Source organism: Streptomyces sp. NPDC088707 (assembly GCF_044752725.1).
Lineage (GTDB): Bacteria > Actinomycetota > Actinomycetes > Streptomycetales > Streptomycetaceae > Streptomyces.
The window spans coordinates 569,901-588,717 of sequence record NZ_JBIVLV010000003.1 but is presented as its reverse complement, the minus strand read 5'-3'; the positions used below and the strand labels follow the sequence as shown (position 1 = coordinate 588,717).

Genomic DNA, 18,817 nt, shown 5'->3' with positions numbered 1-18,817 from the left:
CGCCCTGGGGCCCCCCCGTGTGGGCAATCGTCCCGCGGGGCGGGACGGGTGGGCACGCGGGACGGCGCGCTCTGGCGGCGCCCCCGCCCCCTGTGCCTGGACCCGCCACCAGCTGTGCGCCGCACCTGGGGTGCGGGTTCAGGCGCGGAAGCCCAGGCCCGGCAAAGGGCACCGTCCGTCGTGCCCACCCTCCCCCAGACCCCGTCCGGGGGGACCCCCACGCCCCAGCGGAACGAATGCCCACAACGGGGGTGGCGGACGGGCACCGCCCCGGCGGGTGGGTGCCGCCTCAGCGGAGCGAAGGGGGCGCGACGAGGACGGGGGTGCTGGCCCGGCTGGGGTGTTGGAGGTGCGTCCAGGTGTTGGGATCGGGTGGACCCCGGCTCGGTTCCACCCGCAGCATTCCCCCATGACCGACCCCTCCAAGACCTTCCTCATCCTGCACGGTTTCCAGAACCGCCGGCCCCCCGAGCACTGGCAGCACCAGCTCGCGCAGCAGCTTCGGGACCGCGGCCACGACGTGCGCTACCCGCAGTTGCCCGAGCCCGACGCGCCCGTGCTCGGCGACTGGCTCGCCGCGCTGGAGGAGCACGGCGCGCGCCCCGCCCGGGGCGAGTTCGTGGTGCTCGCGCACAGCCTGGCCGTGCTGCTCTGGCTGCGGGCCGGCGCCCGCCGGCCGGACGCCGACCGGGTGCTGCTCGTCGCCCCGCCCTCGCCCCTCGTCACCGCCGGGATCCCCGAGATCGCCGCCTTCGCCGACGGGCTCGACCTGACGGAGGCCCGGCTCGACGCGCGTCTCGTGTACGGCGACGGCGACCCGTACTGCCCCGGCGGCGCCGACCTGCACTACGGCCGCCCGCTCGGCCTCGACATGGATCACGTACCGGGTGGGGAGCACCTCAACCCCGCCTCCGGGTACGGGGACTGGCCCTCGCTCCTGGAGTGGTGCGAAGACCCGGTGGTGCGGATCAAGGGTCACTAGGGTCGGTCGGATGTACTCCGACAGCACCGCACCGTACGACCAGGGCCTGCTCGACGTGGGCGACGGCAACCGCGTCCACTGGGAGGTCTCCGGCAACCCGGAGGGCCGGGCCGCGCTCGTCGTCCACGGCGGCCCGGGCTCCGGCTCCTCGCCCCGCAGCCGCCGCTTCTTCGACCCGGAGGCGTACCGCCTGGTCCTGTTCGACCAGCGGGGCTGCGGCCGCTCCACCCCGCACGCGAGCGACCCGGCCGCCGACATGGGGGCGAACACGACCGCGCACCTGGTCGCCGACATGGAGCGGCTGCGCGAGCACCTGGGGATCGACCGCTGGCTGCTGTACGGCGGCTCCTGGGGCTCCACCCTGATCCTGGCGTACGCGGAGGCGTACCCGGAGCGGGTCACGGAGATCGTGATCGCGGCGGTGACGACCACCCGGCGCTCCGAGACGGCCTGGCTGTACGAGGGGGTCGGGCGGTTCTTCCCCGAGGCGCATGAACGGTTCCGGGCGGGGGCGGACCACGCGGAGGACCTGGTGGGCGCCTACGCCGCCCTGATGGACCACCCCGACCGGGCCGTACGGGAGAAGGCCGCCGCCGACTGGTGCGCCTGGGAGGACGCGGTCCTGTCGATGGAGGGCCAGGGCACCCCGTACACCGACCGGGTCGACGACACCCGGCTCGGCTTCGTCCGGATCTGCGCGCACTACTTCGCGCACGGCGCCTGGCTGGAGGAGGGCGCCCTGATCCGCGACGCCCACCGGCTGGCCGGCATCCCCGGTGTCCTGATCCACGGCCGGCTCGACATGGGCGGCCCGCTCGGCACCGCCTGGGAGCTGTCCCGGGCCTGGCCGGACGCCGAGCTGCACGTGGTCGAGACCGCCGGTCACCTGGGCGGGAAGGAGACGGGGGAGCTGATCCTCGCCGCCCTCGACCGCTTCGCGACGGGGGGCTCCCCCGCCCGGGCGAAGCCCTGAACCCGGGGAGGGTGAGTCCACCGGGCGATCACCACGGCCGGGCGGGATGATCGAACCATGAGTCCCGTGTCCAAGAGCCCCGCCGCCCCGCACCCGAAGCACCCCGAGATCCGTCTCGCGCAGCAGGCGGAGGCCGACGCGCTGCTCGGCCGCTCACCGCTTGCCGCGCTCGTCGGCATGCTGCTCGACCAGCAGGTGCCCATGGAGTGGGCCTTCTCCGGGCCGTACACCATCGCCCAGCGGCTCGGCGCGGACGATCTCGACGCGCACGAGATCGCCGCCCGGGACCCGGAGGAGTTCGCCGCGCTGCTCTCCGAGAAGCCGGCCGTGCACCGCTACCCCGGGTCGATGGCCCAGCGCGTACAGCAACTGTGCGCGTTCCTCGTCGAGGAGTACGGGGGCGACGCGGAGGCCGTCTGGGCGGACGCGGCGACCGGGAAGGAGCTGCTCGGGCGGCTCCAGGCGCTGCCCGGCTTCGGCAAGCAGAAGGCGCAGATCTTCCTGGCCCTGCTCGGCAAGCAGTACGGGGTGCGGCCGACGGGCTGGCGGGAGGCGGCGGGCGCGTACGGCGAGCAGGGTTCGTACCGTTCGGCCGCCGACATCACGGGCCCGGAGTCGCTGGTGAAGGTGCGGGCCCACAAGCAGGAGATGAAGGCGGCGGCGAAAGCGGCGAAAGCCGCCAAGGAGTCTAAAAGCGATGGGAATTGAGAATTCCAGATTTCAATCCTGCTCTATGTGACAGGAATTGTGGAGAAGGTGTTCACAGGATGCCCTGCCGATCGCTAACTTCCCCTCAACCTCGTCCGTAACGGGAAGGACTTCTGTGAACGCTACCCAGCGCCGGGCCGCGGCCGTTCTGGCCGCCGCCGCCCTCGCCACCCCGCTGGTGCTCGCCTCCCCCGCCACCGCGGTGAAGGACCCCACGGCCGCACCCGCCCGCGACGCCGCCAGGCTGGCGAAGAAGCTGGTCCGCGAAACCACTGGCCAGGACGCCTACAAGCACCTGCAGAAGTTCCAGGCGATAGCCGACTCGGCCGGCGGTCACCGCGCGGCCGGCACGCTCGGGCACGACGCCTCGGCCGCGTACGTGTACCAGCAGCTCAAGAAGGCCGGATACGACGTCTCGTACGAGCAGTTCGACTTCATCTACACCCAGACGCTCGCCGAGAAGGTCTCCGTCGAGTCGCCCGCGCCGCGCGCCCTCGACATCCGCGCCATGACGTACACCAAGTCCACCCCCGTCGGCGGCATCAAGGCCGATCTGGTCGCCGTGCCCGTCGACGCCGACGGCACCACCGGCTGCGAGCCCGCCGACTACGCCTCCGGCACCTTCACCGGCAAGGTCGCGCTCATCAAGCGCGGTGGCTGCTCCTTCGCCATCAAGCAGGAGCAGGCCGCCGCGGCCGGCGCCGCCGGCGCGATCATCTACAACAACGCCGAGGGCATCCTCTCCGGCACCCTCGGCGAGCCGGCCGCGGGCAAGATCCCGACCGGTGGCATCAGCCTGGCGGAGGGCGAGAAGCTCGCCGCCGACCTCGCCAAGGGCGCCGTCAAGCTCTCCTTCGAGATCCGCCAGCTCCAGGAGAAGCGCGTCACCAACAACGTCATCGCGGAGACCAGGGGCGGCAACGCCGCCAACACCGTGATGCTCGGCTCGCACCTCGACTCCGTCACCGCGGGCCCCGGCATCAACGACAACGGCTCCGGCTCCGCCGGCCTGCTCCAGACCGCCCTGGAGCTCGCCAAGTCGAAGGACAAGGTCCGCAACAAGGTCCGCTTCGCCTGGTGGTCCGCGGAGGAGAACGGCCTCCTCGGCTCCGACCACTACGTCAAAAACCTGACCGCGCTCGACAAGAGCGAGATCAAGCTCTACCTCAACTTCGACATGATCGCCTCGCCGAACTACGGCCTGTTCGTCTACGACGGCGACAACTCGGACAACGTCGGCGAGGGCGCCGGCCCCGCGGGCTCCGCCCAGCTGGAGCGCGACATCACCGACTTCATGACCTCGCGCGGCCTCCCGCACGAGGGCACCGACTTCTCCGGCCGCTCCGACTACGGCCCGTTCATCAAGGTCGGCATCCCCTCCGGCGGCACCTTCACCGGCGCCGAGGGCATCAAGACCGCCGCCCAGGCCGCCAAGTTCGGCGGCACGGCGGGCGTCGCGTACGACGTGAACTACCACGCCAAGGGCGACGACCTGAAGAACATCAACATGAAGGCCTTCGACGCCAACATCAAGGTCATCGCCAACGCCGTGGGCACCTACGCCCACGACATCTCCTCGCTGCGCAAGCCGGTCGTCTCCACCCCGACCACCGGCGGCACGGGCAGCGGCGGCGGCCTGCACGACGACCACCACGAGGTCACCGAGTAGGAGCCGAGCGGGTCCCGCTACCTCCTGCGGCGGGCGGTGCCGAAGACCGAGCGGCTGATCTCCCGGCCCAACTGGCTGCCGATCGACCGCGCGAGGGACGTGAAGATCCCACTGCCCACCACCTGTTCGGCGAGGGAGGGCTCCGGCTTCGGAGCCCTCCCTCCCCCCTGCTTCCGCTCCTTCTCCGCCTCCTTGGCGGCCGCCGCCTCCAGCGCCGCCGCCTCCGCCGCCTGCTGCTCGGCCGTCAGCTTCTCGTACGCCGACTCGCGGTCCACCGCCTCCGCGTACCGCCCGTAGAGCGGCGAGCCCTTCACCGCCGCGTCCAGGGCGGCCGCGTCGACCGGGCCCATCAGCGACTCCGGCGCCCGCAGCCGGGTCGCCGCGACCGGGGTCGGGGCGCCCTTCTCGCTGAGCACGGTGATCACCGCCTCGCCCGTGCCGAGGCCCGTGAGGACCTCCTCCAGGTCGTACGGCGAGTTCGGGAACGTCCGTACCGTCGCCTTCAGGGCCTTCGCGTCGTCCGGGGTGAAGGCGCGCAGCGCGTGCTGCACCCGGTTGCCGAGCTGCGCGAGCGCGTCCGACGGCACGTCCTTCGGCGTCTGCGTCACGAAGAACACGCCGATGCCCTTCGAGCGGATCAGCCGCACGGTCTGGGTGATCGACTCCAGGAACGCCTTCGACGCGCCCTTGAACAGCAGATGCGCCTCGTCGAAGAAGAAGACCAGCTTCGGCTTCTCCAGATCGCCGACCTCCGGCAGGTCGTTGAAGAGGTCCGCCAGCATCCACATCAGGAACGTCGAGAACAGCTGCGGCTTGTCCTGCACCGACGGCAGCTCCAGGACCGAGACGATCCCGCGCCCGTCCGCCGCCGTCCGCAGGAACTCGCTGGTGTCGAACTCCGGCTCCCCGAAGAACCCGCCCGCGCCCTGCTGCTCGAAGGCCGTGATCGACCGCAGGATCACCCCCGCCGTCACCGTGGACAGCCCGCCGATCCCCTTGAGCTCGGCCTTCCCGGTGTCCGACACCAGGAACGCCACCACCGCCCGGAGGTCCTTGAGGTCCACCAGCTCCAGACCCTTGGAGTCGGCGTAGTGGAAGATCAGGCCGAGTGACTGCTCCTGCGTCTGGTTGAGCTGGAGCACCTTCGACAGCAGTACGGGGCCGAAGCTGGTCACGGTGGCGCGCACCGGGATGCCTGGGCCGGTCCCGCCGAGCCCGTAGAACTCGCAGGGGAAGCCCGTCGCCCGCCACTCCTGGCCGACCTGGGCGGCCCGCTCCCGGACCTTCTCGCCGTCCTCGCCGGGGGCGGAGACGCCGGAGACGTCGCCCTTGATGTCGGCGAGGAAGACCGGCACGCCGTTCGCCGAGAGCTGCTCGGCGATCAGCTGGAGCGTCTTCGTCTTGCCGGTGCCGGTCGCGCCGGCGACCAGTCCGTGCCGGTTGAGCACGGGCAGCGGGATGCGGATCTGCGCGTCCGGGTGACATGCGCCGTCCCAGAGCAGTGCCCCCAGATCGAGTGCCGCGCCCTCGAAGGCGTACCCGGCGGCGATCTCGGCGGCAGGGCCGCCCAGCGCGGCCGGTGGCTCCTCGCTCACGCTCATCACGGCACCCCAATTCCGGTTTGTCATGGTTCGCACCAGCATCCCACTGCCCGTGCATGGCTGCGCCGGGAGCCGCTCGCCCGGTAGGCTTTCCGTGTGATCTTCAAGCGCATCGGAAACGGAAAGCCGTATCCCGACCACGGCCGGGAAAGCACCCGGCAGTGGGCGGACGTCGCCCCGCGCCCGGTCCGCCTCGATCAGCTGGTCACCACCAAGGGCCAGCTGGACCTGGAGACGCTGCTCGCCGAGGACTCCACGTTCTACGGCGACCTCTTCGCGCACGTCGTGAAGTGGCAGGGCGATCTCTACCTCGAGGACGGACTGCACCGCGCCGTCCGCGCGGCGCTCCAGCAGCGCCAGGTGCTGCACGCCCGCGTCCTGGAAATGGACTGAGCCGGCGCCGACCGGCCCCGCACGCACTGACCCTTTCGGGGTCAGTTCGCCCCCATCCGGACGCGATCACATGATCATCAAGTAGGCATCGCCGACGGGCGGCATTACGCTGCGCTCATGAGCATGCTCACTCCCCCCGGAATGGGCGGAAAGTACCGCATCACGGGGGACGTCTACCCGCGCATGCGCCGCCCCCACCGCCGGCGCAGGATCATCCTCGCGTCCGCCGCCGCCGTGGTCGTGCTCGGCGCGGCCGGCTGGGGCACGCTCCAGCTCGTCGACGTCTTCTCCGGCGACGCGGGCACCAAGGCGACCGCCGGGAAACAGGCCGACTGCAAACCCGTCGCCCGGGCGACGGCCCCGCCCGCGGCCGCTCTCCCCAAGCCCGCCCAGATCACGGTCAACGTCTACAACGCGACCCCGCGCAGCGGGCTCGCCAAGACGACCGCGGACGAACTCAAGAAGCGCGGCTTCAAGATCGGCAAGGTGGGGAACGCACCCGCCGCCTACGACAAGAAGGTCCCCGGCGCCGGTCTGATCCTCGGCGCCACCACCGCCACCAAGGGCGTCTTCCCGGTCCTCGGCACCCAGCTCGCGGGCGCCACGACGAAGACGGACACCCGGGGCACGGCGGACGTGGACCTGATCATCGGGACCGCCTTCAAGAACCTGGCCCCGAAGAAGACGGCGGACGCGGCCCTGGTCGCCCTGACCAAGCCCGCGCCCGTACCGACCGGAAAGTGCTGACGTAGCGGCTGCTGCGGCGGTTGCTGTGGCAGCTGGGGGCTGTTCGGCGGAGCCGACAGCCCGCTTATTCGGCGGAGCCGACAGCCCGCTTATTCGGCGGAGCCGTACATGCGGTCGCCCGCGTCGCCCAGGCCCGGAACGATGTAGCCGTTCTCGTTGAGACGCTCGTCGACCGAGGCCGTCACGACGGTGACGGGGGTGCCCGCCAGCTCGCGCTCCATGATCTCGACGCCCTCCGGGGCGGCGAGGAGCACGACCGCGGTCACGTCGTCGGCGCCGCGCTTGATGAGCTCCTGAATGGCCGCGACGAGCGTGCCGCCGGTCGCCAGCATCGGGTCGAGGACGTACACCTGGCGGCCCGAGAGGTCCTCCGGCATGCGCGTGGCGTAGGTCGACGCCTCCAGCGTCTCCTCGTTGCGGATCATGCCCAGGAAGCCGACCTCGGCGGTCGGGAGCAGCCGGACCATGCCGTCGAGCATGCCGAGCCCGGCGCGCAGGATCGGGACCACCAGCGGACGCGGGTACGACAGCTTCACGCCGGTCGTGGGCGTGACGGGGGTCTCGATGTCGACCTGCTCGGTCCGGACGTCCCTGGTGGCCTCGTAGGCGAGCAGGGTGACCAGCTCGTCGGCGAGCCGACGGAAGGTCGCGGAATCCGTGCGCTTGTCGCGCAGCGTGGTGAGCTTGTGGGCGACCAGCGGGTGATCGACGACGTGGAGACGCATGACTCAACAGTAGCCCGCCCCGCACTGGCATCGACCCACGCCACTGGGGGAAGGTGGGTGGCACGGGGACCCAGCGATGGGGTGGAGTGGCCGATGCCCGACCTGGAAGAACCGGCCGACGGCGCCGCCGAGAGGGCGGCCCGGCGACCGGCACCGGAGACCGACGCGGAGCGCCGCAGGCGCCGCGCCCAGTTCCTGCGTGAACTCGGCGAGGCGAAGGCGCTGCGCGAGCGCGTCCAGCCACGCCGCGCGCGTGCGGCCCGGATGCGCCAGGCCATGCGCATGCGCACCTTCCGCTGGTGAGGAGCCCGCCGGAGACCCGTCGGGAGCCCGCGGAGGCCCGTCGGGAATCCGCCGGCTCCCGCCCGCTCCGCCCCCGGCCGCGCCCCCGTCCCGTCCCCCCGTGCGCCCCCTGCGTGCGCCGGGGTCGCACGCCCGCCCGATCGCGGGGTCGTTCAGACTGATGCACGACGCAAGAGCCGAAGACCTCTCCTGTGGGCGTCGTATCTGTCACGATGCCGATTGGGCGGGGCATCAGGAGCGCGCCGCCGGATCGTCACACCTCTGATCAGTGGGAGAGAGTCAGGTGTACTTCGCCGCACTGCTCGCGCGCACCGAAGACGGGTGGGAAGCGAGCGACACGGAGCTCGACGACGTGGAGACCCTGTCGGATCTGACCGAGCTCGCCCGCGAGGCCTCGGACGACGACACGGTGATCGTCTTCATCGAGCAGGAGGACGCGTGGTTCGGGATCGTACGGATCGAGGGTGAGGAAGACCCTCGCGTCTACGTCTCGGACGGCGCCGCCGCCGCCCGTTCCTCGTACGGGGAGATCCTCACCCGGGAGATCCTCGGCGACGACCTGGACGACATCGTCGACGAGCTCGAATCGCTGGACCTGGACGGTACGGAGGACGGGGAGCCGCTCGACGGCGACACGGACGACGACGAGGAGACGAGCGTCGCGGCCGAGGCCGTGCCGGCCGCTCCGGTCGGCGACCGGCTGATCCTCGCGGACCTCGGCATGTCCCCGGCGGATCTGCTGGCGCTCGACAGCGACGCGCTCGCGGAGATCGCGGACGCGCTGGGGGCCGCCGAGGTCCTGGAGGCCGTCCGCTAGTGGCACGCGCTGTACCTGTCGTACCCGTACCCGACCCCGTTCGGGACCCCTGGCGGGACGCCATGCGGCTCGCCCTCACCGAGGCCGACGCGGCCGTACCGGCCGGTGACGTACCGGTCGGCGCGGTCGTGCTCGGCCCCGGCGGTGCCGTGCTCGCCCGCGGGCACAACGAGCGTGAGGCGACCGGCGACCCCACCGCGCACGCCGAGGTGCTCGCTCTGCGCCGGGCGGCCGCGGCGACCGGGGAGTGGCGGCTGACGGGCTGCACGCTGGTCGTGACCCTGGAGCCGTGCGTGATGTGCGCGGGGGCACTCGTCCAGTCGCGGGTCGAGCGGGTGGTGTTCGGCGCGCCGGACGAGAAGGCGGGGGCGGCGGGTTCGCTCTGGGACCTCGTACGGGACCGCCGGCTCAACCACCGGCCCGAGGTCGTCCAGGGCGTGCTCGGCGAGGAGTGCGCGGAGCAGCTCACGGCCTTCTTCCGCACCCTCTGACCTGGCACGGGATACGGATTTCATCGCAGCGCGACTTTCGGCTAAGCTCTCTCTCGGTAGCGTGTCCGAGCGGCCGAAGGAGCTCGCCTCGAAAGCGAGTGTGGGGAAACTCACCGAGGGTTCAAATCCCTCCGCTACCGCCAGCAAGAACCCCCTCCGATCCGTGGAAACGGATCGGAGGGGGTTCTTCTTTGCTGCCTCCCGACGGGTCGGGAGGGGGCCCCTGGCCCTCCGTCAGGCGGAGTCGCCAGGCGCCGCGCGCTTCGAGGACGGCCGGGCCAGGTTCCCGCTCATGCCGTCGGGGCTGCGGCTCGACCACGTCCTCGGCTGTCTCGCCCTCGTCTCGCTGGGCCACCTCGTGCTCGGCGGGGGACCCTACGACCTGCGGCCCCGCGCACTCTCCAGGAGTTCGATGCCGCCGATGACGACCAGGACGATTCCCAACGGTCGCCCCCTGAACCAGCCGAATTCGAGATCCGGGAAGAACAGGGCGAGCACGCCACCCGCGATGATTGCCGCGAGGCCGAAAATTCGCTTCATACCGGTGATCCCCCTGGGGTATGCCTGCGCTCGGTAAAGAAACCGCCAACTCGTCTCCACGGTACGTCATATGGTGTGCTCGCCGCCCGAGCCGATGGCCGAATTGCGAAGGCCGGGCCGAAAACCGACTGCCCGGGCGGGCCGATGGCCCGGAGACCGGGAACGGCAGCCGGGTGGGATCGTCCCCTCGACGCCACAGAGGCCCCTGACCGGTGGGGCCGGCGAACCGCCCTGCGGCTGCGAGCCGCGCTCGGGGCGGCGCATACGGACGGGCTCACGAAGCAACCCAGGGCGGGGCGCCATCCCTTCGGAATACACGAGGGTCCGGTCCGGAATCGGCCCGATCCCGTGCCGTCGCCGCACGGGATTCCGGATGCCCTCGTATCCGCCGGTGCAATTCACCGAGGGCTGCACGCAGGCCCCGAAAGCGCCTACGACGTCCACGACATTGCCTTCGGCAGCGGTCCGCGCCGCATTCCCCGTAATGCCGTGAACACCTCGGAAGCGCGTCGGGGGAGGTCCGGGCGGAAGCAAGGACGGGGGGAGCGGCATCGGGGGGACAAGCCGCTCCCCCCGATGAGAACCGGTCCTACAAGCCCGCGCCGCAGTCAGGGGGAAGCTCGCGGCGCGGACCCCGCAGTGCGGGCCGGTTCCAGGAGCCCTTCCGATTCCTGCCAGATCCTCCGGGCTCGACATCCATCCTGCTCCGCCGTCACCCTTCCGGGGGGCGGCGAAAGGCCTCGATCAACGGGCCCTTGGTCCATAAAGCCTCGGTTAGAGTGGCGCGGTCGTACGGCGGGGGAACAGGCGGGGGAACAGGGGAGGGCTGGCAATGGCGCAGGCGAAGAAGGTCGCGCTCTACGCGGTCGCGGTCTTTGTGCTGTACACGATCATCACGTCCCCTGCCAGGGCCGCCGATCTCGTACAGGTAGGGTTCGAGGGCATTTCCAGCGCCGCCCAGGGTGTCGGCGAGTTCATGACCGAACTCATCAACTAGGAGCCCTTCGTGATCCGCCATCTGGTCCTCTTCAAGCTCAACGACGGTGTCGCGCGCGACGAGCCGCGCGTCGTCGCCGGTGTGGACGCGTTCCGCGCCCTCGGCGACCAGATCCCGGAGCTGCGCTTCTGGGAGTGCGACTGGAACATCACGGACCGGCCGATCGCGTACGACTTCGCCATCAACTCGGCCGTCGAGGACACCGACGCGCTCCAGCGCTACCTGGACCACCCCGCGCACCAGGCGGGTGTCGCCCAGTGGCGCGAGTTCGCCACCTGGGTGATCGCGGACTACGCGTTCTAGTCCCCGGTCGACACCAGGCCCCCCGCCGTCGAGGTGGGGGGCTTTTCCGTGTCTGATTCCACGCGTGACCTCCCCTTTTTCCGTCAGTATGCCCTCAACACGTCACTATGCGGTGCTTGCACACAGTGGACATGTCTTGTGATGCTATGACCGCTTTTGACGGATGAGTTGACCGTAGTTGACCCAGTCGACCAGCAAGACCAGCCAAAGGGGTGGCGTGAACGTGCCGGCCAGTACAGCGCCTCAGGTCCCGCCCCAGCACGAGGCGGGTGGCGCGGAGACCCCCCGCCCCCGGCCCCAGAGCACCCGTGGCGCGGACACCCGCGCCCTCACCCAGGTGCTCTTCGGGCAGCTCAAGAACCTGGAACCGGGCACTCCGGAGCACCACCGGGTGCGCGGGGCCCTCATCGAGGCGAACCTGCCGCTCGTGCGGTACGCGGCGGCGCGCTTCCGCTCCCGCAACGAGCCGATGGAGGACGTCGTCCAGGTCGGCACCATCGGCCTCATCAACGCCATCGACCGCTTCGACCCCGACCGCGGTGTCCAGTTCCCGACGTTCGCCATGCCGACCGTCGTCGGAGAGATCAAGCGGTACTTCCGCGACAACGTCCGCACCGTGCACGTGCCCCGCCGCCTGCACGAGCTCTGGGTCCAGGTGAACGGCGCCACCGAGGACCTCACGACCGCCCACGGCCGCTCCCCCACGACCGCCGAGATCGCCGAGCGGCTGCGGATCGGCGAGGACGAGGTGCTCGCCTGCATCGAGGCCGGCCGCTCGTACCACGCGACCTCCCTGGAGGCCGCACAGGAGGGCGACGGGCTGCCCGGCCTCCTCGACCGGCTCGGCTACGAGGACCCCGCGCTGGCCGGCGTCGAGCACCGCGACCTCGTCCGGCACCTGCTCGTCCAGCTGCCCGAGCGGGAGCAGCGGATCCTGATGCTGCGCTACTACAGCAATCTGACGCAGTCCCAGATCAGCCAGGAACTCGGTGTCTCCCAGATGCATGTGTCAAGGCTCCTCGCCCGCAGCTTCGCGCGTTTGAGATCCGCAAACAGAATCGAGGCGTAGCTGAATCGGGTAGACCGGTTCGGAGCAGTTCTGCGGCGCCCCAAATGCCGTACACCCCTTGTTTCCTGCGGATATGCGCCCTCGGCTTGTCGACAAGTCACTACAGCGTGTTGCCGACATGTGACATTCTGCTGGAACCGAGTTTGCCGCAGCCCCGCCGCCGGTATTCAGGTGGTGGCTGCGTTCCTCAGATGGTCGCGGCCACCGCGACCGTCCGCGACCTCAAGGGGGTGGCATGTCCACAGAACTGGGCAGCTCGAAGGTGCTCACGCTCACGCCCGTTCCCGTGCCCACGCAGACGACGGCGCCGACCGCGACCGACAGCGCCGAGGCCACGCCTCCGCCGATGGCCGTGACGTCGGGAGCCCTCGACACCCGCACCCTCTCGCGCTCCCTCTTCCTGAGGCTGCGCGCCCTCGACACCGAGGGCGCCGTCGCGGACAGCCCGGAGCGGACCTACGTCCGCGACACGCTCATCGAGCTCAACCTCCCCCTCGTGCGGTACGCAGCGGCCCGTTTCCGCTCCCGCAACGAGCCGATGGAGGACATCGTCCAGGTCGGCACCATCGGCCTCATCAAGGCGATCGACCGCTTCGACTGCGAACGGGGCGTGGAGTTCCCGACGTTCGCGATGCCGACGGTCGTCGGTGAGATCAAGCGCTTCTTCCGCGACACCTCCTGGTCGGTCCGCGTCCCGCGCCGGCTCCAGGAGCTGCGCCTCGCCCTCACCAAGGCCAGCGACGAGCTCGCGCAGAAGCTCGACCGCTCCCCCACCGTGCCCGAACTCGCCGCCGTGCTGGGGGTGTCGGAGGAGGACGTCGTCGACGGCCTCGCCGTGGGCAACGCCTACACCGCGTCCTCGCTCGACTCCCCCTCGCCCGAGGACGACGGCGGCGAGGGCTCCCTCGCCGACCGCCTCGGCTACGAGGACACGGCGCTCGAAGGCGTCGAGTACCGCGAGTCGCTCAAGCCGCTGCTCGCCAAACTCCCGCCCCGGGAGCGGCAGATCATCATGCTGCGCTTCTTCGCCAACATGACCCAGTCGCAGATCGGCGAGGAGGTCGGCATCTCGCAGATGCACGTCTCGCGGCTGCTCACCCGCACCCTGGCCCAGCTGCGCGACGGCCTCATCGCCGACTGAGTTCCGCGAAGGGCTCCCTTGTTGACGGTTCGTCAGACAGACTGGCGGCCATGAGGCGAAGGAAGCCCGGACTCGTGGCGGTCGCGCTCTGCCTCGGCGGGGTGCTGACCGCCTGTGGCGGCGGAGGAGACGGCGAGGGGTACGCGGCGGTGGGCGCCGGCCCCTCCCCGGGAGCGGCGGGCGTCCCCTCGGGCGCGGTCACCCTGGTACCCCTGGACGGCCCCGCGAGCGGGGACACGTCCAGCACGTCGTCCCCGTCACCGGAACCGCGCACGGTCCCAGGCACGGACCCGGGCGGGTCGGCCACGGCGCCGGCGGACGGCGCCACGAGACGCCCGGGCACACCCGGGCCCTCCGGATCCAGTACCGGATCGAGTACGGGGTCGGGCGCCGGATCGAGTACGGGGTCGGGCACGACCTCGCCCGGCGGCTCGGACACGGGCTCCGGCTCCGGCTCCGGCTCCGGTGGTACGTCCACGCGCCCCGGCGCCGGCACCCCTCCCCGTACTCCCTCCGCCCCGCCCCCGAAGCCCGCGCCCGGCACCACCGCCCCGGCACCCCCCACGACCACGGCACCCACGCCGACGCCCGCCCCAGGGCCCGCCGTGGTCACCGTCTCCGCGCCCGTCCTGGCCGACGGCGACCGGCGCTGGTGCGAGAAGGTGACGGTCACCTTCCGGAACAGCGGTGGGACGGCGGCCCGTTCGGGCACGGTCACGTTCGCCACCCACGTCATCGGCGCCCTCGGGGTCGACTGGGCGACACTCACGTCCACCCAGCCGCTGCCCGCACCGATCGCCGCCGGGGCGGCGCGGACGGAGACGTACACCGTGTGCGTGGACTCCTGGCGGGTGCCGCTCGGGATGCGGATCGACACCCGGAAGGTCTCCGCTACCTGGCGGTGACGGGGAACCTCACCTCGGTCAGGCCCTCCGAGCGCTCCCACAGCTCCCGCCCCGTCCCCGGGTCGGCGGACGCGGCGGAGGGACGTACCCGGGTCGGCGCGCCCCGCAGCTCGCCCATGCCGTCGGGCCCGATGAACTCTCCGCCCTCCAGACCCGGTTCGGTCGCCGCGTACAGCTGCGGCAGCGCGCCCCGCTCGGGGCGCTGGGCGAGCAACGGGTTGCCGATGCGGCCGAAGACCAGCTTCACGAGGCCCGAGGTGTCCCGGGTCTGGAGCCGGGTCGCGGTGTAGCCGGGGTGGGCGAGGACGCTGCGGACCGGGCTGCCGGACGCGCTCAGGCGCCGGTGCAGTTCCTGCCCGAAGACGGCGTTGGCGAACTTGGACTGGTTGTAGAAGGCCATGGGCGCGTAGCCGCGCGCGCCGGTGAGGTCGTCGAGGCGGAGGCGGCCCTGGCGGTGGTTGATCGAGCTGACCGTGACCACCCGGGGGTCCCGTCCGGCGGCGAGCAGGTCGAGCAGCAGCCCGGTGAGCGCGAAGTGGCCGAGGTGGTTGACGGCGAACTGGACCTCGTGGCCCTGGGGGCTCAGCGTGCGGGGCGGCGCCATCACTCCCGCGTTGTTGACGAGGACGTCCAGCCGGGGGTGCTCCTCGCGCAGCCGGCCGGCGAAGGCGCGCACCGAGTCGAGGTCGGCGAGGTCGAGCGGCCGTACGGCGAGCAGGCCCGGCGCGATCCCGGCCGCGACGAGCTCGTCCACGGCACGGCGGCCCCTCTCCTCGTCCCGTACGGCGAGGATCACACGGCCGCCCCGGCGGGCGAGCTCACGAGTGGTGGCGAGGCCGAGGCCGCTGTTGGCCCCGGTGACGACGAAGAGCCGCCCGGTCTGGTCCGGAATCCGGTCGGCGGTCCAGCGCTGCTTCTTGGTCATGCGGCACACGCTGCCGCCTGTGTCACCGAGTGTCAAGCATGGGTGTTGGTGTCATGGAGGCGTCCTGGTGCCGTCGGGGGCACCGCGTTACGATTCCGACCGTGAGCACCCGCCCCGAAGTCGACTCCGGCACCGGCCGCGCCGCCGGCCCCGCCCCCGCCGCCCGCACCGGTACCGGCCGGACCGCTGCCCCCGCTCCCGCCAGCCTGGCCCAGCGCAAGCGTCAGCTCGTCGCGACCGAGCTCACCGAGGCGGCCCTCCAGTTGCTCGCCCTCAAGGGCTTCGACGCCGTCACCGTCGACGAGATCGCGACGGCGGCCGGGGTCTCCAAGCGGACCTTCTTCCGCTACTTCGCGTCCAAGGAGGACGTGGTCGTCCAGTTCCTGGCCGACATGGGCGCCGACATGCGCGCGGGCCTCGCCGCCCGGCCCGCCGGGGAGCGCCCCTCCGAGTCGCTCCTGCACGCCGTCTCGGTACCCCTGACGATCTGCGACGCCCACGCCGACCGGGCCCTGCCGGTGGTCCGGCTGATCCTGCGCACCCCCGCCCTCCTCGCCCGCTTCCTGGAGCACCAGGCGCGGTGGCGGGAGGACCTGACGGAGGAGCTGGCGGCCCGAGTCGGCCGCGACGCCGGTGCCGACCTCTACCCGCGGCTGGCCGCGGGCATGGCGCTCGCCGCCTTCGACGCCGTACTGCACCGGTGGAGCGAGGGCGAGGACGCGGGGAGCTCCGAGGACCCCGGCGCCCTGATCGGGGAGGCCTTCGCGGTGCTCGCACCCGCCCTGGACTCCGTCACCCCATGAGCGGCGCTCGCATGCGCCCTCACTCCGTCACCCCATGAGCGGTGCTCGCACCCGCCCTCACTCCGTCACCCCATGAGCAAGAAAGGTGGGCCGGGCCCGCGTGACGCGGATCCGGCCCACCCGGGGCTCGACGAAGGACGGGTCGGTCAGCGCAGGGCCAGCCAGGCGACGGCCGCCAGGACGACGATCACCGCGGCCACGCCCACGATCAGGCCGACCTTCGGGCCGCCGCCCGACGTGGCCGCGGCCTGCGGCTGACGCTGCTGGGGGGCGCCCTCGTCGACGAAGGCGCGGAACATCTGGGTGTTGCCGGCGGGGTCGTAGGAGCCCTCGGGGCCCTGGCCCTGGCCGTACGGTGCTTGGGGGTTGTGTGCCATGGGTCAGGACCCTAGCGAAGTACGGGTGAGGGGCCCAAGCCCCGTACCCCCACCTCTGCGGAACCGTCCGCGACCCACACCTCCGCTCCACCTTTGCCTATTCTTTAGCGCCGTTTGACCGATTTAGTTTGCCTGGAGCAACCATCCATCTCTATGGTTGCCCTAAGCAACAACATCTGTGGAGTGCCTGATGGACGACTCGATGGACAGCTCGATGCACCCGGGCAACCGCTACGAGAACCTCGCCCGCCAGGTGAGCGCCATCGGAGCGGTGAAGCGCGGACTCGCGCGGGTCCTGCCCGCCGAGTGCCCCGGCGGATCCGCCATCGTCCTCGCCCTGCTCAACCACCACGGCGACATGCGGATGGGCCGGGTGTCCGAGCTGATGGCCGTCGACATGTCGGTCAGCAGCCGTCACGTGGCCCACACCGTGGACCGCGGCTGGGTCGAGCGCCTGCCCGACCCCGCCGACCGGCGCTCCCGGATCCTGCACCTGACCCGGGCGGGCGAAGACATGCTCGCCGTCCTCGACCGACGGCTGACCGACATGCTCGCCCGCACCCTCGCGGAGTGGTCCGACGACGACGTCGAACTGCTCACCACCCTGCTCGCCCGCCTCCGCGATTCCTTCGGGGACTGCCGGGCCCACCACGCTTGAGAACGAAGGAACTTGATGGCTACGACCACCACACCAGAGACCGGTGTGAGCGGCGGGAGCGCCAAGCAGGGGGACACCGCCTCCGGCGGCGCCCCGATGACCCACAAGCAGATCATGGAGGCGCTGTCCGGGCTGCTGCTCGGCATGTTCGTCGCCATCCTGTCCTCGACGATCGTCTCCAACGCCCTCCCCCAGATCATCACCGACCTGGGCGGCGGCCAGTCCGCCTACACCTGGGTGGTCACCGCCGCACTCCTGTCGATGACCGCGACCACCCCGCTCTGGGGCAAGCTCGCGGACCTCTTCTCCAAGAAGCTGCTCGTCCAGATAGCCCTGATCATCTACGTGGCGGGCTCGGTCGTCGCCGGTCTCTCGCAGAGCACCGGCATGCTCATCGCCTGCCGTGTCGTGCAGGGCATCGGCGTCGGCGGTCTGACCGCCCTCTCACAGATCATCCTGGCCGCGATGATCGCCCCGCGTGAGCGCGGCCGGTACAGCGGCTACCTCGGCGCGACCTTCGCCGTCGCCACCGTCGGCGGCCCGCTGCTCGGCGGTGTCATCACCGACACCGACTGGCTCGGCTGGCGCTGGTGCTTCTACGTGGGCGTGCCCTTCGCGATCTTCGCGCTGATCGTCCTGCAGAAGACCCTCAAGCTCCCCGTCGTGAAGCGCAAGGTCAAGGTCGACTGGGCCGGCGCCTTCTTCATCAGCGCCGCGGTCTCCCTGCTCCTCATCTGGGTCACCTTCGCGGGCGACAAGTACGACTGGATGTCCTGGCAGACGGCCGTGATGGTGCTCGGCGCGATCGCGCTCGGCGGGATCTTCCTGCTCGTCGAGTCGAAGGCGAGCGAGCCGATCATCCCGCTCCGCCTCTTCCGCAACCGCACGATCACCCTGGCCTCGCTCGCCTCGCTCTTCGTGGGTGTCGCGATGTTCGCCGGCACGGTCTTCTTCAGCCAGTACTTCCAGCTGGCGCGGAACGAGTCGCCGACGATGTCCGGCGTCCTCACCATCCCGATGATCGCGGGCCTGTTCGTCTCCTCCACCGTCTCGGGTCTGATCATCACCAAGACCGGCCGGTGGAAGGCGTGGCTGGTCAGCGGCGGCGCCCTCGCCGCGGGCGGCCTCGGCCTGCTCGGCACGATCCGCTACGACACGACGTACTGGCACATCGCGCTGTTCATGGCGGTCCTCGGCCTCGGCCTCGGCATGATGATGCAGAACCTGGTGCTCTGCACCCAGAACCAGGTGGCCCCCGCCGACCTCGGCGCGGCCTCCTCCGTCGTCACCTTCTTCCGCTCCCTGGGCGGTGCGATCGGTGTCTCGGCGCTCGGCGCGGTCATGGCCCACCGGGTCACCGACTACGTCAAGGAGGGCCTGGCCGAGCTCGGCCCGAAGGCCGCGGCCGCCATGGGTCAGGGCGGGACGGGCGGTGGCATCCCCGACATGGACAAGCTGCCGGCCCCGATCCGCACGGTCATGGAGAGCGCCTACGGACACGGCGTCGGCGATGTCTTCCTCTACTCGGCGCCGTTCGCGCTGCTGGCCTTCGTGGTGACGCTCTTCATCAAGGAAGTCGCCCTGAAGAGCGGCTCGGCGAAGACCGACGAGAAGCCGGTGGCCGCGGAGACCGCCGCGGAGGCCTAGAAAGACTCCCGGCCGCGCTTCGAGCGGAGGCGCGGCCGGGTCG

At 71.3% G+C, this 18,817-nt stretch carries 22 protein-coding genes and 1 tRNA gene; 18 read left to right on the top strand and 5 right to left on the bottom strand.

Annotation, left to right across the window (positions count from 1 at the left end; genetic code table 11):
* Positions 1 to 409 precede the first annotated feature (409 nt).
* From ACIP84_RS13500 to ACIP84_RS13485, 4 genes are all read left to right on the top strand, one after another.
* Entirely contained in the window at positions 410 to 982 is a 573-nt protein-coding gene (locus ACIP84_RS13500) for an RBBP9/YdeN family alpha/beta hydrolase (RefSeq protein WP_401797917.1), read from the top strand.
* Between the two features lie 10 nt (positions 983 to 992).
* Positions 993 to 1,955 carry a prolyl aminopeptidase gene (gene pip / locus ACIP84_RS13495; RefSeq protein ID WP_355963269.1) on the top strand — a complete coding sequence of 321 codons (963 nt, stop codon included), beginning with the start codon at positions 993 to 995 and terminating at the stop codon, positions 1,953 to 1,955.
* A gap of 57 nt (positions 1,956 to 2,012) precedes the next feature.
* Entirely contained in the window at positions 2,013 to 2,663 is a 651-nt protein-coding gene (locus tag ACIP84_RS13490) for an HhH-GPD-type base excision DNA repair protein (protein ID WP_401797916.1), read from the top strand.
* Positions 2,664 to 2,778: 115 nt separating this feature from the next.
* Positions 2,779 to 4,332: a M28 family metallopeptidase gene (locus ACIP84_RS13485; protein ID WP_355963266.1), complete on the top strand. Its 1,554-nt coding sequence runs from the start codon at positions 2,779 to 2,781 to the stop codon at positions 4,330 to 4,332.
* Positions 4,333 to 4,349: 17 nt separating this feature from the next.
* Here the strand turns inward: ACIP84_RS13485 and ACIP84_RS13480 are convergent, their stop codons facing one another.
* A complete protein-coding gene (locus ACIP84_RS13480; RefSeq protein ID WP_401797915.1) occupies positions 4,350 to 5,933 on the bottom strand; it encodes a helicase HerA-like domain-containing protein in 1,584 nt (527 codons plus the stop codon).
* A 96-nt stretch (positions 5,934 to 6,029) separates the two neighbouring features.
* Between ACIP84_RS13480 and ACIP84_RS13475 the strand changes: the two genes are divergently transcribed.
* Positions 6,030 to 6,326: a type II toxin-antitoxin system VapB family antitoxin gene (locus ACIP84_RS13475; protein ID WP_015034993.1), complete on the top strand. Its 297-nt coding sequence runs from the start codon at positions 6,030 to 6,032 to the stop codon at positions 6,324 to 6,326.
* A 117-nt stretch (positions 6,327 to 6,443) separates the two neighbouring features.
* Positions 6,444 to 7,073, top strand: coding sequence for a LytR C-terminal domain-containing protein (locus tag ACIP84_RS13470; RefSeq protein WP_355963260.1), 630 nt, complete (start codon positions 6,444 to 6,446; stop codon positions 7,071 to 7,073).
* A gap of 89 nt (positions 7,074 to 7,162) precedes the next feature.
* Here ACIP84_RS13470 and upp read toward each other — a convergent pair whose 3' ends face one another.
* Positions 7,163 to 7,798 (bottom strand): uracil phosphoribosyltransferase, encoded by a 636-nt coding sequence (gene upp / locus ACIP84_RS13465; protein WP_150268034.1) that lies wholly within the window; start codon positions 7,796 to 7,798, stop codon positions 7,163 to 7,165.
* A 93-nt stretch (positions 7,799 to 7,891) separates the two neighbouring features.
* Between upp and ACIP84_RS13460 the strand changes: the two genes are divergently transcribed.
* The 4 genes from ACIP84_RS13460 (at position 7,892) to ACIP84_RS13445 (ending at position 9,552) form a co-directional block, all read left to right on the top strand.
* Positions 7,892 to 8,101: a hypothetical protein gene (locus ACIP84_RS13460; RefSeq protein ID WP_355963258.1), complete on the top strand. Its 210-nt coding sequence runs from the start codon at positions 7,892 to 7,894 to the stop codon at positions 8,099 to 8,101.
* A gap of 283 nt (positions 8,102 to 8,384) precedes the next feature.
* Positions 8,385 to 8,918: a hypothetical protein gene (locus tag ACIP84_RS13455; RefSeq protein WP_355963255.1), complete on the top strand. Its 534-nt coding sequence runs from the start codon at positions 8,385 to 8,387 to the stop codon at positions 8,916 to 8,918.
* A gap of 62 nt (positions 8,919 to 8,980) precedes the next feature.
* Positions 8,981 to 9,409 (top strand): tRNA adenosine(34) deaminase TadA, encoded by a 429-nt coding sequence (tadA, locus tag ACIP84_RS13450; RefSeq protein ID WP_401797986.1) that lies wholly within the window; start codon positions 8,981 to 8,983, stop codon positions 9,407 to 9,409.
* Between the two features lie 55 nt (positions 9,410 to 9,464).
* Positions 9,465 to 9,552: transfer RNA gene (locus tag ACIP84_RS13445), tRNA-Ser, on the top strand.
* Positions 9,553 to 9,784: 232 nt separating this feature from the next.
* Here ACIP84_RS13445 and ACIP84_RS13440 read toward each other — a convergent pair.
* Entirely contained in the window at positions 9,785 to 9,949 is a 165-nt protein-coding gene (locus tag ACIP84_RS13440) for a hypothetical protein (RefSeq protein WP_355963202.1), read from the bottom strand.
* A gap of 832 nt (positions 9,950 to 10,781) precedes the next feature.
* Between ACIP84_RS13440 and ACIP84_RS13435 the strand changes: the two genes are divergently transcribed.
* From ACIP84_RS13435 to ACIP84_RS13415, 5 genes are all read left to right on the top strand, one after another.
* Positions 10,782 to 10,946 (top strand): hypothetical protein, encoded by a 165-nt coding sequence (locus ACIP84_RS13435; protein WP_319315040.1) that lies wholly within the window; start codon positions 10,782 to 10,784, stop codon positions 10,944 to 10,946.
* A 9-nt stretch (positions 10,947 to 10,955) separates the two neighbouring features.
* Positions 10,956 to 11,249 carry a Dabb family protein gene (locus ACIP84_RS13430; protein WP_355963198.1) on the top strand — a complete coding sequence of 98 codons (294 nt, stop codon included), beginning with the start codon at positions 10,956 to 10,958 and terminating at the stop codon, positions 11,247 to 11,249.
* Between the two features lie 223 nt (positions 11,250 to 11,472).
* The gene (locus ACIP84_RS13425) at positions 11,473 to 12,318 is read left to right on the top strand and encodes an RNA polymerase sigma factor SigF (protein WP_030318136.1); all 846 of its coding nucleotides are present in this window, start codon (positions 11,473 to 11,475) and stop codon (positions 12,316 to 12,318) included.
* A 235-nt stretch (positions 12,319 to 12,553) separates the two neighbouring features.
* Positions 12,554 to 13,459, top strand: a complete 906-nt coding sequence (locus ACIP84_RS13420; protein WP_401797913.1) for an RNA polymerase sigma factor SigF — start codon at positions 12,554 to 12,556, stop codon at positions 13,457 to 13,459.
* A gap of 50 nt (positions 13,460 to 13,509) precedes the next feature.
* A complete protein-coding gene (locus ACIP84_RS13415) occupies positions 13,510 to 14,364 on the top strand; it encodes a hypothetical protein (protein WP_401797911.1) in 855 nt (284 codons plus the stop codon).
* Here ACIP84_RS13415 and ACIP84_RS13410 read toward each other — a convergent pair.
* The gene (locus tag ACIP84_RS13410) at positions 14,351 to 15,289 is read right to left on the bottom strand and encodes an oxidoreductase (protein ID WP_401797909.1); all 939 of its coding nucleotides are present in this window, start codon (positions 15,287 to 15,289) and stop codon (positions 14,351 to 14,353) included. The two genes, ACIP84_RS13415 and ACIP84_RS13410, sit on opposite strands and share 14 nt — an antisense overlap.
* 206 nt (positions 15,290 to 15,495) lie before the next feature.
* Between ACIP84_RS13410 and ACIP84_RS13405 the strand changes: the two genes are divergently transcribed.
* The gene (locus tag ACIP84_RS13405) at positions 15,496 to 16,092 is read left to right on the top strand and encodes a TetR family transcriptional regulator (protein WP_401797985.1); all 597 of its coding nucleotides are present in this window, start codon (positions 15,496 to 15,498) and stop codon (positions 16,090 to 16,092) included.
* A gap of 146 nt (positions 16,093 to 16,238) precedes the next feature.
* On the opposite strand, the gene ACIP84_RS13400 is transcribed toward ACIP84_RS13405, so the two are convergent.
* Positions 16,239 to 16,469 carry a hypothetical protein gene (locus ACIP84_RS13400; RefSeq protein WP_401797907.1) on the bottom strand — a complete coding sequence of 77 codons (231 nt, stop codon included), beginning with the start codon at positions 16,467 to 16,469 and terminating at the stop codon, positions 16,239 to 16,241.
* Positions 16,470 to 16,683: 214 nt separating this feature from the next.
* Between ACIP84_RS13400 and ACIP84_RS13395 the strand changes: the two genes are divergently transcribed.
* Positions 16,684 to 17,127 (top strand): MarR family transcriptional regulator, encoded by a 444-nt coding sequence (locus ACIP84_RS13395; RefSeq protein ID WP_355963329.1) that lies wholly within the window; start codon positions 16,684 to 16,686, stop codon positions 17,125 to 17,127.
* Positions 17,128 to 17,142: 15 nt separating this feature from the next.
* Positions 17,143 to 18,774, top strand: coding sequence for an MDR family MFS transporter (locus ACIP84_RS13390; protein ID WP_401797905.1), 1,632 nt, complete (start codon positions 17,143 to 17,145; stop codon positions 18,772 to 18,774).
* The last annotated feature ends 43 nt before the right edge of the window (positions 18,775 to 18,817 follow it).

Bases quoted from the DNA above. Each gene is read 5' to 3' on its own strand.
- ACIP84_RS13500 (WP_401797917.1), top strand. From the start codon at position 410: ATGACCGACCCCTCCAAGACCTTCCTCATCCTGCACGGTTTCCAGAAC.
- pip (WP_355963269.1), top strand. From the start codon at position 993: ATGTACTCCGACAGCACCGCACCGTACGACCAGGGCCTGCTCGACGTG.
- ACIP84_RS13490 (WP_401797916.1), top strand. From the start codon at position 2,013: ATGAGTCCCGTGTCCAAGAGCCCCGCCGCCCCGCACCCGAAGCACCCC.
- ACIP84_RS13480 (WP_401797915.1), bottom strand. From the start codon at position 5,933: ATGAGCGTGAGCGAGGAGCCACCGGCCGCGCTGGGCGGCCCTGCCGCC.
- ACIP84_RS13470 (WP_355963260.1), top strand. From the start codon at position 6,444: ATGAGCATGCTCACTCCCCCCGGAATGGGCGGAAAGTACCGCATCACG.
- upp (WP_150268034.1), bottom strand. From the start codon at position 7,798: ATGCGTCTCCACGTCGTCGATCACCCGCTGGTCGCCCACAAGCTCACC.
- ACIP84_RS13460 (WP_355963258.1), top strand. From the start codon at position 7,892: ATGCCCGACCTGGAAGAACCGGCCGACGGCGCCGCCGAGAGGGCGGCC.
- tadA (WP_401797986.1), top strand. From the start codon at position 8,981: ATGCGGCTCGCCCTCACCGAGGCCGACGCGGCCGTACCGGCCGGTGAC.
- ACIP84_RS13440 (WP_355963202.1), bottom strand. From the start codon at position 9,949: ATGAAGCGAATTTTCGGCCTCGCGGCAATCATCGCGGGTGGCGTGCTC.
- ACIP84_RS13435 (WP_319315040.1), top strand. From the start codon at position 10,782: ATGGCGCAGGCGAAGAAGGTCGCGCTCTACGCGGTCGCGGTCTTTGTG.
- ACIP84_RS13420 (WP_401797913.1), top strand. From the start codon at position 12,554: ATGTCCACAGAACTGGGCAGCTCGAAGGTGCTCACGCTCACGCCCGTT.
- ACIP84_RS13415 (WP_401797911.1), top strand. From the start codon at position 13,510: ATGAGGCGAAGGAAGCCCGGACTCGTGGCGGTCGCGCTCTGCCTCGGC.
- ACIP84_RS13410 (WP_401797909.1), bottom strand. From the start codon at position 15,289: ATGACCAAGAAGCAGCGCTGGACCGCCGACCGGATTCCGGACCAGACC.
- ACIP84_RS13400 (WP_401797907.1), bottom strand. From the start codon at position 16,469: ATGGCACACAACCCCCAAGCACCGTACGGCCAGGGCCAGGGCCCCGAG.
- ACIP84_RS13395 (WP_355963329.1), top strand. From the start codon at position 16,684: ATGCACCCGGGCAACCGCTACGAGAACCTCGCCCGCCAGGTGAGCGCC.
- ACIP84_RS13390 (WP_401797905.1), top strand. From the start codon at position 17,143: ATGGCTACGACCACCACACCAGAGACCGGTGTGAGCGGCGGGAGCGCC.